Annotated in this window: 5 protein-coding genes; 2 read left to right on the forward strand and 3 right to left on the reverse strand. The window is 41.6% G+C overall.

Annotated elements, in window-relative coordinates:
• Positions 1-134: 134 nt before the first annotated feature.
• Positions 135-2672, reverse strand: a complete 2538-nt coding sequence (locus RCC89_00950) for a glycoside hydrolase family 9 protein (GenBank protein WMJ71743.1) — start codon at positions 2670-2672, stop codon at positions 135-137.
• Positions 2673-2809: 137 nt separating this feature from the next.
• On the reverse strand, positions 2810-7258 hold the full coding sequence (locus tag RCC89_00955; protein ID WMJ71744.1) for a glycosyl hydrolase family 8: 4449 nt from the start codon (positions 7256-7258) through the stop codon (positions 2810-2812).
• Between the two features lie 912 nt (positions 7259-8170).
• On the opposite strand from RCC89_00955, the gene gltB reads away from it, so the two are divergent.
• Together gltB and RCC89_00965 are read left to right on the forward strand one after the other, a co-directional pair.
• Positions 8171-12724, forward strand: a complete 4554-nt coding sequence (gene gltB / locus RCC89_00960; protein WMJ71745.1) for a glutamate synthase large subunit — start codon at positions 8171-8173, stop codon at positions 12722-12724.
• Entirely contained in the window at positions 12717-14195 is a 1479-nt protein-coding gene (locus RCC89_00965) for a glutamate synthase subunit beta (protein WMJ71746.1), read from the forward strand. Before gltB ends, RCC89_00965 begins: the two co-directional genes overlap by 8 nt.
• A 714-nt stretch (positions 14196-14909) precedes the next feature.
• Here the strand turns inward: RCC89_00965 and RCC89_00970 are convergent.
• Positions 14910-18122, reverse strand: a complete 3213-nt coding sequence (locus tag RCC89_00970) for a PKD domain-containing protein (protein WMJ71747.1) — start codon at positions 18120-18122, stop codon at positions 14910-14912.
• Positions 18123-18128 lie beyond the last annotated feature (6 nt).

An 18128-nucleotide genomic window follows, 5' to 3' on the forward strand; every position in this document is an offset into this window, starting at 1 on the left:
CAAACCCAATTTAATCATTAAAAAAGGCTGTCTCTTAACAGGGACAGCCTTTTTTGTTATAGCTTTTTAACCTGGGTTATGCGATAGATTTTGCTACTTAATAGAAACTTCTATTGCAATTTCAGGCTTAACTATTATTGCTTCACGAACTTGGTATGTTGAATACCGCTTCCGTTGCTAAGGTTTATGATATACACTCCAGGATTAAGCCTGGACACATTTAACGAAGATTGAACATTTCCGCTGCCAGAGATATTTTCCTCCAAATGAACTTTGCCTGTTGCATCGAGCACCTGAACCCTGGAAACCTGATCTTCTGAATAAAATGAAATACTTAAATTCTCATCAACCGGGTTAGGGTATACTTTCACCGTCTGCTTTACATAAGGCTTATCAGTGTCAAGTACGACTTTTCTAGGCTCAGGGAGCGGCAACCTATTGATTTGAGCACCTGCTTCTATGGCTTCTATTCCAGCACAAAGTGCAACAAAAGCTGAGTTATAGTTGATGGCATTTTCATTGGTAGAAAAACTACAATACAGATCATGATAAGCCGCCCCCGGATAATCTGATGGATACTTAGGGCAACGGCCATCACCTTCATGGTCTTCTACCTGAGGCCCTCCAACGACCAATCCAGGCACAGGGAGGGCTATTCCATCATTTGCTGAGATCCTATGATGCGGATTGGCAGGAGTCATACTACCATAGTTTGTAACAAAACTATATCCTACACCATTACGACCAAGCAAATAGTCAAGGTTGGCCAATGCCGCATTAAAATAGTTCTGGTTATTTAAGTTATGATAAGTTTCTAGCAAAATCAGCCCTTGATTACCAGCATACGCATTACTTCCCCAGACAAAATCACCATGTCGAGCACCCATAGCTACACGATAAGCTGACAAGTTTCTCGTCACCGCACCTTCATAAGCCATTGTTGCATTAACCAGGCTGCTGCGAACATCTGAACTACTAATCCCCAAACCTGACATTTGGTCAATGTACTTATTTAAAGTAGTTATTGCTAAAGCACCAGTGTTCTGCCAACTCGGCACCCTTATGTTCCTAAAAACAATCCTTTCGGCAAACTGCTCATCGCGGGTACTTACCAGCAATTCAGCACTAGCCCAAGAAAACTCGTCTTCTACGTTTTCATCAGCATATTGTCCTGTCGTAACATGATCTGATGGGTTTTTAAAATACTCTTCAGGATTCTCTACAGCCCAATGATAAGCTTTTAAAGATGCATTGATACATGAATCAGCCAAACCAGGCAATACATCTTCATATAGGTTAAAGATCCTATATGATTGTGCCATAATTGCTGAAAAGTTTAAGGTAGCTGCCGTACTTTTTCTAAACATATACCTTTGAGGGGCTCCCGCGCGAAAGGTTGCCTCGTGAGGCATAAAGTGTCCATCATGTCGTTCGCTTGTTAACTTATGGTATACCCCACCATCATTAGGATCCTGCATAGTCAACATCCAGCGAATATTGTAGAGCGCTTCATTAAGAAGGTCGGGAACACCTTGCATTTTAGGAATTCCTAGGTCTAGCGTATCAAAATAGTCTGGATAATTTTCGTAAGCTGAAAGTAAAGAATAAGTAGAAATGCCAGAATTGACCACATACTTACCATAATCACCTGCATCATACCAACCACCAGGTGAAGAAACTTCATACTCTGCAGGTCTACTGGCGTCTGCTGCTGAAGAATGTATCTTTACCTCAAGGTCAGGGTGACCCGCCGGACGTGCATAAATGCCGGCATAAGCTTCTTCAATAGGAATAGAAGCCCTTTGCAGATAATAAGACCTTAAAGCCGCTCTAAGGACTCCATGGTGCACTTGCTCTTTTATAGAGAATTCATAGGAATTGCCTATACCTTCCACATATAACTTATACCTCCCAGGTGTCTCTAAAGCTGAAAAATCAGCCTGACCGACTAGCTCCTGCGAAGGATTCCAAACCCTTGACTCTTCCAAGTTACCACTGTACACTTCTTCCCCATCCTCTACATTGATTACTTTAAACTCGGCATGCTCTTCAGGAGACACCACTACCGCTCTCTTTGCCTGTTCAGGATAGAAACCAATTTGATTTAACCGGATCCTTTTCTTGGCCAATGTAGTATCATGCTCTGAACCTACTCTCAAATCATCTATATAAAAAGTATCTTCAAACGCTTCCCTGTTAGGGTTGACAAGAAACTCGACACGAGAAATTCTATCTGCGCTTACATCACTATGATTTGGGTAAGATTGGCGAAACTTTCCTGAGAAGTCATAAAAATACTCTGTAAACTCCTCCGTTTCCCGAACCACACGTTTGATAGGCCACCTATTAGTCACTTGAGTATTACCCACATCATCACGCAAATCAACCCTCAAAATAAAAGCACTATTACTTTTAATTTTAAACTGAACATACGGGTTTTCAGATAAATCTAGAGACTCTGGAAAATCCAAATAAAAGCTTTCATAACCAGGCCCGGCTCCTTGCCCGACTACTTTTAGCTGGTTATCTTCTACAGAAAGCTGGTAATGAGAGCCTCCATTCCATCCTTGAGAAAGCCCTTGTTCGAAATTGTCTTGATGTCCTGTTTGCGCCTTTGTCTTATTTGCAAAACACATTAGCACCAACACAGGAATAATGTAAAACTTCTTCATATAAACTTTTTACTAGATTTAAAACACTACCCTTGAAATTGTAAATTTAACACTAAGAAAACGAATAACAATAGTACTAGCAAAAAAAATGCCGGAAAAGGCAAGCTCTCCCGGCATTAAATAAATTTTTATATCATTTAGAACTTAATCATCTTAACCACCTGAACATTACCAGCATAGGAAACCTGTACAAAGTACATTCCAGAAGCAAGTCCATTACCTACAATGATATCTTCATTAGTAAACTGCCCTTCTACCCTGGCAACCACCGTACCTTTAGCGTCTGTAATCAGTACGTTTACCTGATCCTGTGTATCGGTATTAATTCTCAATATAGCAGTTTCAGTATATGGATTAGGATAAATATTGATATTGTCTCTTCCTGTAGCTTCCGATACACTCGTAGTATTGATAGCTGTTATACTGATAGACACCGTACTGCTTTGCGTACCTCTAGTCTCCCGTACTGTAATTTCACCATCAACTTCACCCCTAACTACTACAGTTATCTCATTAGTGCCTTGCCCACTCACTATTTCTATACCTTCTGGTACTGTCCACTCATAGTCTGAGCCTTCATTATATGGAACAGAAAACGTATACTCCTCACCAACCTCCAGTTCATCGACACCCTCAATTTCAGACGGCTCTTCCGGTTCAGGCTCAGAAGTGTTTACATGTAAACTAGCATGTGTGTTTCCAAAATTATTAGACATATCCACTGCTATATCACCAGAAACGTTATCACCAACCTGCACAGTCAAGCTGTTTGTTCCTTGGCCACTTACAATGTCTACGCCCGCAGGTACAGACCAGTTATAATCTACACCTTCTTGCTGAGGCACTGTATAAGTGTAAGTATTATTTGCCTCAACATCAGATTCACCATCAATATCAGCGTCTGTAGGCGAGTAACCTGAAGTAACAGTAGTAGTAGCGGTAGAGCTTCCATTGGCATTGCTCGCCACAACAGAAACTTCGCCAGAAACACCCTCGTCAAAAACAACAGAAATGCTACTGGTTCCTTGGCCACCCACAAGCGTTGCACCTGGCGGTAGCGACCAGTCGTAATCAGTACCTTCAACATCAGGTACAGAGAACTCATAAGTTTCCCCTACTATTACATAGTTTTGACCTTCAACCTCTGAACCAATAGCAGGTGCACCGCCAACGCTCACTGGCAGTGTTTCGGTAGTAGTGCCAAACTCATTAGAGGCTTCTACCCTTACAGATCCACTTGTTCCATCACTAAATCTCACATTAATGGTATTGGTTCCCTGACCACTTTCTATAATAGCACCAGAAGGAACACTCCATTCATAAGAAGCTCCGCTTACATTGGCCACACTATATGTATAGCTTACCCCAGCCTCTACAGCATCAGGCCCATCAATAGAACCTACCTCAGGCGCTGACCCTACATTGATCACCACCTCGTCATAAGCTTCGCCACAGGTTGTAGACACAGTAAATCTAAAGACATTTGCGCCCTCGCTTAAACCTGAAACAGTTGTAGTCGAACTATTTGGGTTACTGATATTCCCACTTCCAGAAACGTTCGACCAAACCCCCGAATAATCCGAAGTTGCAGCCAAAGTAGCGCTTTCTGACGCAACAAACTGCTCACTTCCGGCATCTGGGGTAGCAGGACCGTCTACTGTATTAACAGTTATACTTCTTGTCCTACTCTCGCCACACTCGTTAACGGCTTTTACAAAAAGTTGGCCGCCTGTATTTCCAAAGTTGACATAAATTTCTCTGCTGTTCTGACCTGATGAGAAAGATGCGTCAGCAGGCAACTCCCACTCATAAGAATCAGCACCAGAAACGCTAGCTACACTATACCTTACTTCAGTTTCACCTTCACATACTTCACTGCTTCCGGTAATTGTTCCAGGACGAGCAGGGGCAGTATTCACATCCACAGTTATAGAAGCCATAGCCCCCTCACCACACTCATTGGTAGGAACCACAGAGATAGTTCCACCGTTCGTACCAAAATCCACAACTATAGAGCGGGTATTTTCACCTTCTACGATAGTTGCACCATTAGGCACTGTCCAAATATATTCAGTCGCGCCAGAAACTTCAGGCACAGAAAAAGAAACATTGCTTTCGGAGCTGCACACTTCCCTTTCCCCTTCAATATCTCCTGCATCCCCAGGTTCTTCACATGCATCTTCACAATCTTGATCAACCCTAGCCTCAACAGGAACCCTGGCACAGCCGGTGCCAGTACTTACAGTCCAATCAAAGAAATATAGCCACCAACCATTGCCTGCTGCAAAACCAGGCTGTGTACCTACGATAGAAACTACACCATCTAAGGTATAAGGATAAGAACGCCCTGCACCATCGCCGTCCATCCACAGCTGCCCAGTAGTACCATAAGCGTCTAACGTATATCCATCGCCTTCAGGGATAGAAAACTCAAGATCGAGCGTTTGCGCGTCACCACCAGAAACATTCTCCAAGGTTTTTGAAGCAATAATATCTCCATTGCTATCCAAAACCCTGACAGTAATATCTTGATTGCTCATTGGGTAAGCCACCACAGAGTGTAGAGTAAAGGCAGTTTCCGCATTAAAAACAATCCTATAGCTATCATAATCACTTATCGCTCCATTCCAACCACTAGATGATCGTGATTCCGGCCCTACTGATCCCGTCACAGAAACACCGCCTTGTCCTACATAATATGTGGTATTACTACTTATAGAAGGTGTAGTAAAGGTCTCGCCAGTACCCAGCGCTTCGCCACCACTACTATTAGCATACCATGAGAAAGGACCATTTCCTCCCTCTACGCTCAATTGTACCGCTCCAGGAGTGCTACGACAACCATCTACAGGCGTTGGTAAATTTGAAACAACTTCCACACTACCACTGGTAGAAGGACAACCTGCAACACTGGCAGTCAATGTATACGTGCCAGCTCTACGCACATTTTCGAGCACAGATGCAGTTTCGCCAGCTATAACACTGCCGTCTTTTTGCCATTCCCAAGTCGTACCTTCAGGAAAAGTAGATAGATTTTGAGGTGTCAAATCGATAACTGCTGGATCACAAAGCTCCTTTTCTCCTCCAAAAGAAGGAGCAATTAACTCTGAAGCAACTTCAATTTCATCTGTTTCACTGCAATTACCATCTTCCACAGTTACAGAATAAGTACCTGGCTCGCTAGCGGAAAAAGTGTTTTCAGTAGCAGAGCTCTGAACCAGTACAGTGTTACCTCTTCTCCAGGTAAACCTTACGTCACCCCCAGTTTCTACACCTGAGCGCAGAGTAACAGAAGAAGTACCGCACAAGGAAACATCTTCGCCAAGATCAGGCACTTGACATGTAGGTCCTTCAGAGCATGGGAACCAGAAGTTTCCTGTAGAAAGGAACATATATAATACTTTAAGGGAATGCTGATAGTAAGGCACATCATCTAATTGACCAGGCCCTGGGGTACCACTAGTAACCGAGTTACGCATCCACCAGTCGTGAAAACTGTCAGCATCTTCCTGGCTAGTAGCCATGGCAGCCAATGCAAAGGCTCCTGTGAAAGCCGAGTTCCGCCAAGTATTCAGCGGTCTTCCGTCTCTATGGTAACCACTGGTAATATTGGCTATACCTCCTCCACCAGTCCATCCTCCTTGGTCACTCGCAGGTGCATTAACCCAAGAAGTAAGTTTTTGTAGCCACTCACCAGCCTCAGGCGTTCCCCACCAAAGATAGTCAACTGCGATTCTCCAAGGGGTCCTGGCGGCATCATATTGATAAGTATCAGCATCGCCACCACCACCTTCGGCTACACCACAATCTGATGGCGCACCACCTGTAGCGTTAGTCCAGGCAGAAACTAAACCTGTATTTGAATTAGCATTGGCTAAAAGGGTTACATAAGAATCATCTGCTGCTTTGGTCCAGAAATCTGCGTCATTAGGTGAAAACTGAGCAAATGCACGGTAATATCCAGGAGAAAAATACGAAGGGTTGGTACATGTACACCCTCCAAAAGCATCCCCAGGTTTTTGAACAATTAAGCCATTACATGTAGTAAACTCATGTTGCCTAATAGCAGCTATAAGGTTTGTAGCATCTTGCTCGTAATCGAAAGGCTGAGAGCTGTTAGGCCACTGGCAGGTAGCTATAACCAAAGCCATGGCAGCATCCAAGTCTCCATCTGTAGCGCCATTACGGCCTACCAAATTGGTGCAGTTAGTATATTCCCAGTGCATAACGCCATTGTCATTCCTCCTGTTCCTGTAAAACCGCCACAGCTTGTCAAACTTCTCTTTGTCTCCATAGTAGGCGGCCAATAGCATACCATAACCCATACCCTCAGAAACAGTACGGTCATTCCTTGACGGCTCTATGATCCTGGCTGAATTATCTCCTGAACATTCCCGATAGTACCTATCCATAAATTCTTCATAGCCTGTTTGGGCATGGCTTTCACTAATGGTGGTAGGCATAAAACCATGTGAAAATGTCCTGTTTTGCGCAAAAGGATGTTCTGCGGTCTGAGCTTTTAAGTTCACTGCGGCACTAACCACGATGAACAAAGCCATAAAGCATCCAGTAAATATTCGCCTCATATTTTATGATTATATATTAACACTATTAATTAAATGCCCCATAAATACATTAAGACAAACCAAAGGTAACCCTGAAAAACAAACTTTATTATTAGAAAAATTACATTATAATTTTCCTAAAAGCAGCTTTTAAACAAGGATACTCATTGAAATGTTTTATTAAAATAGCGCAAAAAACAATAAAATACTAATATTTTTATGTACTTTTTATAGATTCGAATGACTTTTAATGAACGCTACAGATGACCTGAAAATAAAAGGTTTGATTTCCAAATCTATATGCAGGCAATCTTTAATGAAGAAGAACCACCCAAAAAAATAATAGGCGCAGGCGCTATCATTCTATTTTATAATTTCCGGTGCTAAGCAAATTAAGAAAGTTTGATCTAACATTCACTTTTAGGCTAGCAACATACTTTTTGTTCTCACATTCGAAGCACACACACCATTACATTATATATATAAGGGTTTGCGGACCTTACTATATGTTGATTATTCAGCAGGCCTTACTTAAAATCATAATGGATTATTTTAATAATAAAGGAGCCAGCTTACCGAAATGATTAAAAAAAAGGACACAAAAAATTAAAAAAAGCCACAATTTTCAAACAAAATACTACAACTTTTAAAATAATAGCCTTGTAAAAGAAGTTAAAATATAACCTATTTAATTTATTCTTGCATTTTAGGAAGAAAATTAACGCAGATGTAATAAAAAGATAGGTTTATTCTTACAATTTATACTCAACTTTAAGTATTTTTGTAAAACACCCTTTTCTGAAAAGGGCTATTCTTATCAATATTGACAAGTCCAGCATGCTAAAACAAGCATGAAACTTATTTCTCAATAAGCATGTTCGGATACAACTAAAAGGATTCTGGTAAAAAACTACAACTTTATTAATATTCCTGATGACGAAACAAAATAATACCGGATTGTACAATGCCAGCTTTGAGCACGACTCATGCGGTATCGGCTTTGTAGCTAACCTGAAAGGAAGAAAATCACACAAAATTATAGAAGATGCGCTTCATATGCTCGCCAGAATGGAGCATAGAGGAGCCTGTGGCTGTGAACCAAACACTGGAGACGGTGCAGGTATACTTATACAAGTGCCACATGAGTTTTTTGTTGATGAATGTGTAAAATCAGGAATTAAGCTTCCGGCATTTGGAGATTATGGCGTCGGAATGGTTTTCTTTCCTAAAGACGAGAAAGAGCGTGAAGACTGTAGGGCTATTCTAAACAGAAATATTGAAAAGCTCGGCATGCAACTTCTTGGCTACAGAAAACTCCCAGTTTGCACTGAAGGCATTGGGCCAAGTGCCTTGGCAGTTGAGCCGCAGATGGAACAGGTTTTTATTAAAAAGCCTGACAACATTAATGACCCTGAAGATTTCGAAAGGAAATTATTCGTTCTTAGAAACTATGTTACCAGACTTGTTAGAGAGTCTGTACAGTCTAAGACAATCAAAGACCTATTCCACTTTGTTTCTCTTTCTTATAAGACTATTACTTATAAAGGACAGCTTACAACAAACCAGGTAAGGCCTTACTTCCTGGACCTTCATCATGACGAAGTTGTTTCTGCGCTAGCAGTTGTCCACTCAAGGTTTTCCACTAATACGTTCCCTTCTTGGAAACTGGCACAGCCTTTCCGTTATATAGCACACAATGGTGAAATCAACACTGTTAAGGGAAATGTAAACTGGATGAAAGCGCAAGAAGCTGCTTTCGAATCTAAGCACTTTACAAGAGAAGAGCTTGACATGGTAAGTCCGATCTGTGACTCATCGCAGTCTGACTCCGCCAACTTAGATAATGCTATAGAACTTCTTACTTTAAGTGGAAGATCTCTACCACATGTAATGATGATGCTGGTGCCTGAAGCATGGGACGGTAATGATGACATGAATGACACCAAAAGGGCATTCTACGAATATCATGCTGCGCTTATGGAACCATGGGACGGTCCTGCTTCTATTTCATTTACTGACGGTAAAGTAGTAGGCGCTACCCTTGACAGAAACGGACTTCGTCCTTCAAGATATGTAGTTACAGAAGACGATACTGTGATTATGGCCTCTGAGGCCGGAGTTATTGAGGTAGACCAATCTAAAGTAGTTACCAAAGGAAGGCTGCAACCAGGAAGAATGTTTGTAGCAGACCTTGAGCAAGGTAGAATTATCAGCGACGAAGAGTTAAAAGCTGATATCTGCTCTAAGCAACCATATAAAGACTGGCTAAAGAACAAAATTAAGCTGGACGAGCTGCCAGAAGCTATAAGTTCTTTCCAACAGCCTGATGAAAAAACCTTACTTAAAAGACAGCAAACTTTTGGTTATTCTACAGAAGACCTAAAAGTTGTTGTTTCTGAAATGGCCGAAACAGGCAAAGAACCTATTGGTTCTATGGGTATAGACACTCCACTGGCCATTCTTTCAGATCAAAGTCAACATTTAGCTAACTATTTCAAGCAGTTGTTTGCCCAGGTAACCAACCCTCCGATTGACCCAATCAGGGAGCGTATGGTTATGTCCCTTATTTCTTATGTGGGCGGATCGCTTAACCTTCTTGAAGAGTCGCCTATGCACTGCAAGATCGTTGAGCTAAAGCAGCCTGTGCTTACTAACAAAGATCTTGAAAAACTACGCTATCTAGACCAGTCTTACTTCCAAACTAAGACGATCAACATAACCTTTAAAGCAGACGGGCAGCTAGGCTCTCTTGAAAAAGCACTTACAAGAATCTGTAACTATGCTTCAGACGCAGTAGAGGATGGTTATTCTATTATCCTGCTTTCTGACAGAAATGTAGACAGTAGCCATGCGCCTGTGCCTTCTTTATTAGCCACTTCTGCTGTACACCATCACCTAATCAAGAAAGGTTACAGAGGAAAAGTAGGCATAGTAGTAGAAGCTGGCGATGTATGGGAAGTACACCACTTTGCAACGCTAATAAGCTTTGGCGCCTCTGCCGTAAATCCTTATTTAACTTTTGAATCAATTGTAGACCTTAAGAACAAAGGCTTTATTGATTCTGAGCTTGCAGAAGACAAACTGTTTGCCAATTACATCAAAGCTGTAAATAATGGCTTGCTTAAAGTGTTCTCTAAAATGGGTATTTCTACCCTACAGTCTTATCAGGGAGCACAAATTTTCGAAGCGCTTGGTATCAGCAAAGATGTTATTGACAAATACTTTACTAATACAGTATCAAGAATTGGAGGTTTAAACCTTGATGGAATTGCAAAAGAGGCACTGACCAAGCATAAGTTGGCATTCCCAGCCAAACCTATACAAAATTCAAGATTGGAAGTTGGTGGGGTTTACCAGTGGAAGAGAAGAGGTGAGTATCACTTATTCAACCCTCAAACTATACATCTATTACAGCAGTCTACCAAGACTAATGACTATTCTGTATATAAAAAATACGCAAAGCTAGTTAACGACCAAAGTGTCAAAGCTGCTACACTTAGAGGTCTCCTCAAATTTAAGCCTGCGGACGAACCAATCCCACTAGAAGAAGTGGAGCCTATTGAGAATATATTCAAGAGATTTGCCACAGGTGCAATGTCTTTTGGCTCAATATCTCACGAAGCACATACTACCTTGGCCATTGCCATGAACAGAATTGGTGGTAAAAGTAACTCTGGAGAAGGTGGAGAAGACGAAATAAGATTTGAGAGAAAGCCAAACGGCGATTGGGAAAGATCTGCCATTAAGCAGGTAGCTTCAGGCCGTTTTGGTGTAACAAGTTACTATTTGGCCAATGCTGATGAAATTCAGATCAAAATGGCCCAAGGTGCTAAGCCTGGTGAAGGTGGTCAGCTTCCTGGACATAAAGTAGATGATTGGATAGGAAGGGTAAGACACTCTACCCCGGGTGTAGGACTTATTTCTCCTCCTCCACACCACGATATTTATTCTATTGAAGACTTAGCACAGTTGATTTTCGACCTTAAGAATTCAAACCGTGAGGCGAGAATAAATGTAAAACTAGTTTCTGAGGCCGGTGTAGGTACCATTGCGGCTGGTGTTACTAAAGCGCATGCCGATGTAGTACTTATTTCTGGACATGATGGTGGAACAGGAGCCTCTCCAATTAGTTCTATCCGTCACGCAGGTCTTCCTTGGGAGCTTGGTTTGGCTGAGACGCACCAAACATTGGTAAAAAATAAACTAAGAAGCAGAATTACAGTTCAGGCAGACGGTCAGATGAAAACCGGTCGCGACCTTGCCATCGCTGCGCTTCTAGGTGCTGAAGAGTGGGGTGTAGCAACGGCTGCCCTTGTAACCGCCGGATGTATTATGATGCGTAAGTGTCACTTAAATACTTGCCCGGTAGGTGTAGCAACTCAAAACAAAGAACTTAGGGCTTTATTCTCTGGAAAACCTGAGCATGTAGTGAACCTGTTTACTTTCTTAGCTACTGAGCTTAGAGAAATAATGGCAGAGCTAGGCTTCAGAACTGTTGATGAAATGATAGGCCAAGTTGATAAACTGGCAATTAGAGATGACATCAACCACTGGAAGTATAAGTCTCTGGATCTTTCTGGTATCCTTTACAAAGCAGAAGCAGACCCTGAAGTTGGTATCTATAAGCAAGAAGAGCAAGACCATGGTCTAGAACTAGTTCTTGACAATGCGCTAATAGAGGCTGCTAAACCTGCACTTGAGAACCAGAAACCGGTTTCCAAAGAGTTTAAAATAACGAATATAGACCGCTCCGCTGGAACTATGTTATCCAACGAAGTGTCTAAAAAATATAAAGGACAAGGCCTACCTGCTGGCACCATACACCTTAAGTTTAAAGGTTCTGCCGGACAAAGCTTTGGCGCATTCACTGCACCTGGTATCAAAATGGAACTAGAAGGTGAGGCAAACGATTATTTTGGTAAAGGTTTGTCAGGCTCTACATTAATCCTGTACCCACCAAAAGAGTCCAAGTTTAACCCTTCGGATAACATTATTGTTGGTAATGTTTGCTTCTACGGAGCTACTTCTGGAGATGCATACATCAGAGGACAAGCTGGCGAGAGGTTCTGTGTAAGAAACTCTGGCGCAAAAGCAGTGGTAGAAGGTGTTGGAGATCACGGTTGTGAATATATGACAGGTGGTATCGCCGTTATACTTGGCGAAACCGGTCGTAACTTTGCCGCTGGTATGAGTGGAGGTATGGCATTTATTTACGATAAGGCCAAGAAGTTTAAGGAGCGCTGCAATATGGAAATGATCGGATTTGACCCAATGGAAAATGAAGATCTGGAACTATTGAAAGACCTTATCAAAAACCACTTCAAGTACACTGGAAGTGACGTAGCTGAAGGCATTCTTAAAAACTGGGATGAAGAAGTGAAGCACTTCATCAAAGTAATGCCAACGGATTACAAAAACGTATTGTTAAAAAGAAAGCAACAACAAAAGGAGTCAACTGATAATAAGGAGGTATTAATTCATGGGTAAACCAACCGGATTTCTAGAATTTGACAGGGACCTCCCTCAAAAAAGGGATCCCAAAGAAAGGGTAAAAGATTATAAAGAGCTCTATATAGAGTTCGGTGAAGAAAACGTACAAAAGCAGGCAAGCAGATGCATGGACTGTGGTGTACCTTTTTGCCACAACGGATGCCCACTAGGTAATAATATACCTGAATTTAATGACGCTGTATACGAAGGAAATTGGGAAGAGGCTATTCAAGTACTTCTATCTACCAATAACTTTCCTGAGTTTACCGGTAGGATATGCCCTGCCCCTTGTGAAGCAGCATGTGTTCTTGGTATCAACAAGCCTCCTGTTACAATTGAGGAAATTGAAAAGAACATAGTTGAGACTGCCTTTAAAAAAGGATTAATTAAGCCTGTAGTACCTTCTGTACGTACTGGTAAAAAAGTTGCGGTTGTAGGCTCTGGCCCTTCTGGTTTGGCTGCCGCTGCCCAATTGAACAAAGCTGGACATTGGGTGACTGTATTTGAAAGAGCAGATGAAATAGGTGGCCTTTTAAGATATGGTATCCCAGATTTCAAGCTTGAGAAATGGGTCATTGAGCGTCGTGTAAAACTAATGGAAGAAGAAGGCGTAGTATTCAAAACCAACGCTAATGTTGGTAAGAATGTGAAAGTAAAGCAACTTCTAAACGACTTTGATGCTATAGTTCTTTGCGGTGGCTCAACGGTGCCTAGAGACCTTCCTATTCCTGGAAGAAACCTAAAAGGTGTTCATTTTGCTATGGACTTCCTAACGCAACAAAACAGACGCGTTAGCAATAAGGAAGTTACCACAGAAGATATATTGGCCACTGATAAAAATGTCATTGTTATAGGTGGTGGTGACACAGGTGCTGACTGTGTAGGAACTTCTAACAGACATGGTGCCAAATCCATTACCCAAGTAGAGCTTCTACCTAAACCTCCGGTAGATAGACCTGACACTACTCCTTGGCCACAATGGCCAATGATCCTCAGAACATCTACTTCCCATGAAGAAGGATGTGAGCGTAAATGGTCTATCTTCACCAAAGAGTTTGTGGGTGATGAAAATGGCAACTTAACAGGTCTAAAAGTAGCCGAAATGGGATGGAACAAGCCTGAGCCAGGAAAGATGCCTAAGTACGTAGAAATTGAAGGTACTGAAAAAATAATTCCTTGCGAACTAGCGCTTTTAGCAGTTGGTTTCCTTCACCCTCAGCACGAAGGCATGCTTAACGAACTAGAGCTTGAGTATGATGAAAGAGGAAACGTGAAGTGTGACGACTCATATCAATCAAGCAAAAAGAAAATTTTCTCTGCTGGTGATATGAGAAGAGGCCAGTCGTTAGTTGTATGGGCTATGGCTGAAGGTAGAGAAGCTGCCAGAAATGTGGATGAGTTCCTCATGGGCGAATCAAAACTTGAAGCACGTGACGAGTCAATGCTAAATACTACTTCAGTAGCTTAAAAACACTGTAGTTATAAATAAAAAAAGCCTCCTTTGATAGCAAAGAGGGGCTTTTTTTATGAATGGTGGTTTAAAGTCTGATACGTCGTCAGCCCTTTGGACACTGACGGGTGTTTCCCGCAATGTTACCGCCACACTTTCTTACTTTTCTTGCTTGTTCAAATAAAAGGCTTTCATATACAGTGGGTGCCGATAACAAATAGGCACTACTGAACTATGCAGGCTTTTTTAGAGCCCCGAAGGGGCGACATGATTATAGAAACAATTAATAGCATCTAAAACAGCCCTGAAGGGGCGTTATATTCAATAAAGTGCAGTTGGTCTTTTATAAAGCCGTCAGGTCTTTGGATGCTGACGAATTATTTCAGATAGACCTGTGCTACCTATTTCTCTTTCTCCACAATCTTCTACCTTTCTGATTTTTCCAAAAAAGGAGTATACTCAAATACATGTGGGTGCCGATAACAAATAGGCACTACTGAACTATGCAGGTTAATTTAGAGCCCCGAAGGGGCGATATGATTATAGAAACGGTTAATAGCGTCTGAAACAGCCCTGAAGGGGCGTCATTGCATAAACTGCTGTTAGGTTAAGCGACAACATAAACGGTAGAAAAGAAAAAGTAAGGTAAAGCAAGAAAAGAGAAATAGCTCGTAGATATCTGATCTTGGCATTGGGCCAGTTATCCATTTCATCATATATGACTTTCCTTTATTATCTCATCAAATGCAACCACCCTTTACACTTAACACCTCGTGGTGTAGTTATCAGGTAATAGTATACACCTTCACTTAAACCTTCCCCACCAAATGTATTATCATAGTTTTCATGAGAGTACACGGGATCCCCCCATCTATTATAAAGATCGAACCGCCAATTTTCAGTCATCCCTTTAATCTCATAAAAGTCATTCTTACCATCGTTATTAGGTGTAATCAGATTAGGAGCCAAAACCTCTGGCAAGTCTAACTCATCTGTACCGGTCCAAGAGCAAAGTTCATTTTCTACGGTAAATTGAATATGGTAAGTTCCAAAAGCTGGAAATGTATGTTCAAGCTCCTGGTCATTAACTATACTTCCATCTCCCAGATCCCAGGTAAAGCGAAGAGGCCCATAACTATCATTATGAAAAGCGCCTCTTGGCAGGCCTTTGCAATCCGTGATATTCTCAACAGAAAAGCTAGAGTCTATCCTGGCAACATCAACAAAGACTTCTTTAGAGCCTTCACAATTATTCTCATCTTTAATCAACACCGTATAAGTAGTAGCAGTATCTGGAAAGGCAAACGGGTCTGGAACAGTGGAGTTTGACAGGGTATTACCAGGAGACCACTCATAAGAATACTCTTCTTTATAGTTTTGGTTAAGGTGGGCAGAATCTGGATAGCATATCACATGATGCTCTTTTGCCTCGTCAATATCAGGTTTAAAAACCTCAATATGCTTAACGGCCGTATCATATTGGTCGCAAGAGTTAGGGTTATATGCAATTAAAGTTGCCTCATAGACACCAGGGTTATGATATGTATGATTAAAATCTGGTCGTTGAGAAGATCGTTCTCTCCCATCCCCTGAATTCCAGAAATAATAAGTTGCCCCTACAGACTGATTGGTAAAACGAACACTCAAAGGGGCGCAACCTTCTTCAGGGTCTGCTTCGAAATCGGCTTTTAAACCTTGCACATTAAACTTGATTAGGGCATTGTTACACGCATTGGCCCCTGTAGCTCTATTATTTGGCGACCATACACCAGGCGTAGTCGGGAAATTGCTCTCTGAACCTCCACAGCTACACACAGATTGGTAAATAACTCCATTATTGTCAAACCTACTAGTTCCTCCATCTACATGGTCATGGCCACTCCCGCCAACATATGTACCGTAAGTTAACCCGCTAGCATCAACATCTATGACCGAAATATAAAAATCTGAACCATTGGTAGTACGTTGAAAAGCGTTTGATGTGGTGGGAAGGTTATTAGTATTGCCATTAAAATATGCATTGGGAGAGTTATTACTGCCCCCACCCCAACCAGAAAAATACATTTGTTTGCACTGGTTTACCATAAATGCCGTAGGAGAAAAATCATTTTTATTTTGTGAAGAGCCTATTACAGTAGAAAAAACCTGGCCACGCAAACTATTATTAAGCTTATGAATAAACTGACGGCTGTTCCTATTGAAATATTCAGCATTATACACTGGATAGTCTCCTCTTGACTGTCCTAAAACATATACATCATCGTCCTCGTCCACCTGAACAAAAAAACACATGTCATAAGCAGTAGTCCCTAAAAAGGTTCCTCCTAAAATACGCCCACCATCATTGGCGATTTTTAACACAAAGCCATCCACAAAACCTGCATGCCTCGGACGAAAGCCACCGGAGCCAATGGGAAAGTTTGAACTGGCCGTTCCTCCGGTAACAAAAATATTGTTATCAGAGTCTAACTGAATTCCAACCGCGGCATCTACCCCCGACCCTCCTAAATAGGTTCCCCAATACATATCTGTCAGTGATGAATTCAATTTTACAACTATTGCATCAACACTGCCCCTCAGACTTTCTTGAATAGGACTACTAACAGGAAAGTTCGAAGAGTTAGTACGGCTGGCGATATATATATTATCCTCAGCGTCTACAATTACCTCTCCCCTAAACTGGTCGCCATAGTTTTGTACAAGAGAACTTCCAGTATTTAGTATACCGTCATTTTCGCTACCACCCAAATAAGTGGATGCTAGCAATCTAGTACCATTACTTGAAAGTTTATTGATAACTAAATCTGTACCTTGATTAAAGTCATAAAAAGAGTGGAAAGTATAGCGCCTCCCTCCCCCAAAGACAACTTGAAAGGCATTGGACAAAACAGGGTAGTTATGAGAGGAAGTTAAGCCCATGACTACTAACTCATCCTTGCCGTTTACCACCATACTTATCGGCACTTCAGCATCGCCTCCCCCCAGATAGGTAGCGTAAACTAAATTTCTGCCATTCGGAGTGTATTTAAGGATAGCAATATCTACATTTCCACCAAAAGTAGTAGAATAGGCCCCATGAGTAGTAGGAAAACCCAAACCAAAGACAATGCCCCCTGAATATGCATGCCCTTCATCATCGTAAGTAGCTGTGAACCCCCAGTTATCGGCACGAGAGCCCGAATACGTAGAGAAAACTACTTCTGGGTCTATAACTAAAGGGTATTCATCATCATACCCTTCTGGAAAACTAAATGAAACCGTGTTGCCTATAACTACAAAATCACATTTAACCTCAACCTCTTTTTCATCGATAAGCTGATAAGCATAAGGCTTTTTTTCGGTAACAGTTCTTAAGGAAGTAAATACTTGCAGATTACCTTCATTTAAAAGCACTTCATCAGCTCCATTATAAAGCATACTGATATTTGCCGGATCAGCTCCAGGAGCTACAACAAAGTCATATTTCAAATTATCAGCATGACCTTTATATACCATATCAATTCCATCATACAGATTTTCATATTTGATTGAATTATATGAGTGCACGCTAGACGCCCAGCGGGAGGTATCATTTCCTAGAAAGTAGTTGCGAGGAAAGCCACCTCCTCCATCTTCTCCTTGAACAACAGGATGTTCATTGGCACCTTGAAAAACCACATTATAAGCATGGGCCTGCACACTGTCTGATCCTTCAGTGGTATTAGGTTTGCCGTGTTTATGATCCTGTTTATTTTGCTCGGTATGCACGTGTTCTGGCACATTATAAAACAGCCAAGTAATTTCATTCCTCTGAAAAAAAATACGGCCTCCTACAACATCAGTAAGAAATTGCACTTTTTCGTCCCACTGGCCTTTATTTTCTATGAATTGCGGCCCTCCCTCATGAGAAGCAATTGACTGGAATCCGACAAAAAAGCAGAACAAAAAAAATAAAGCCTTACGCATAGAAAC

It is taken from the genome of Cytophagaceae bacterium ABcell3 (assembly GCA_030913385.1).
Taxonomy (GTDB): Bacteria; Bacteroidota; Bacteroidia; order Cytophagales; family Cytophagaceae; genus ABcell3.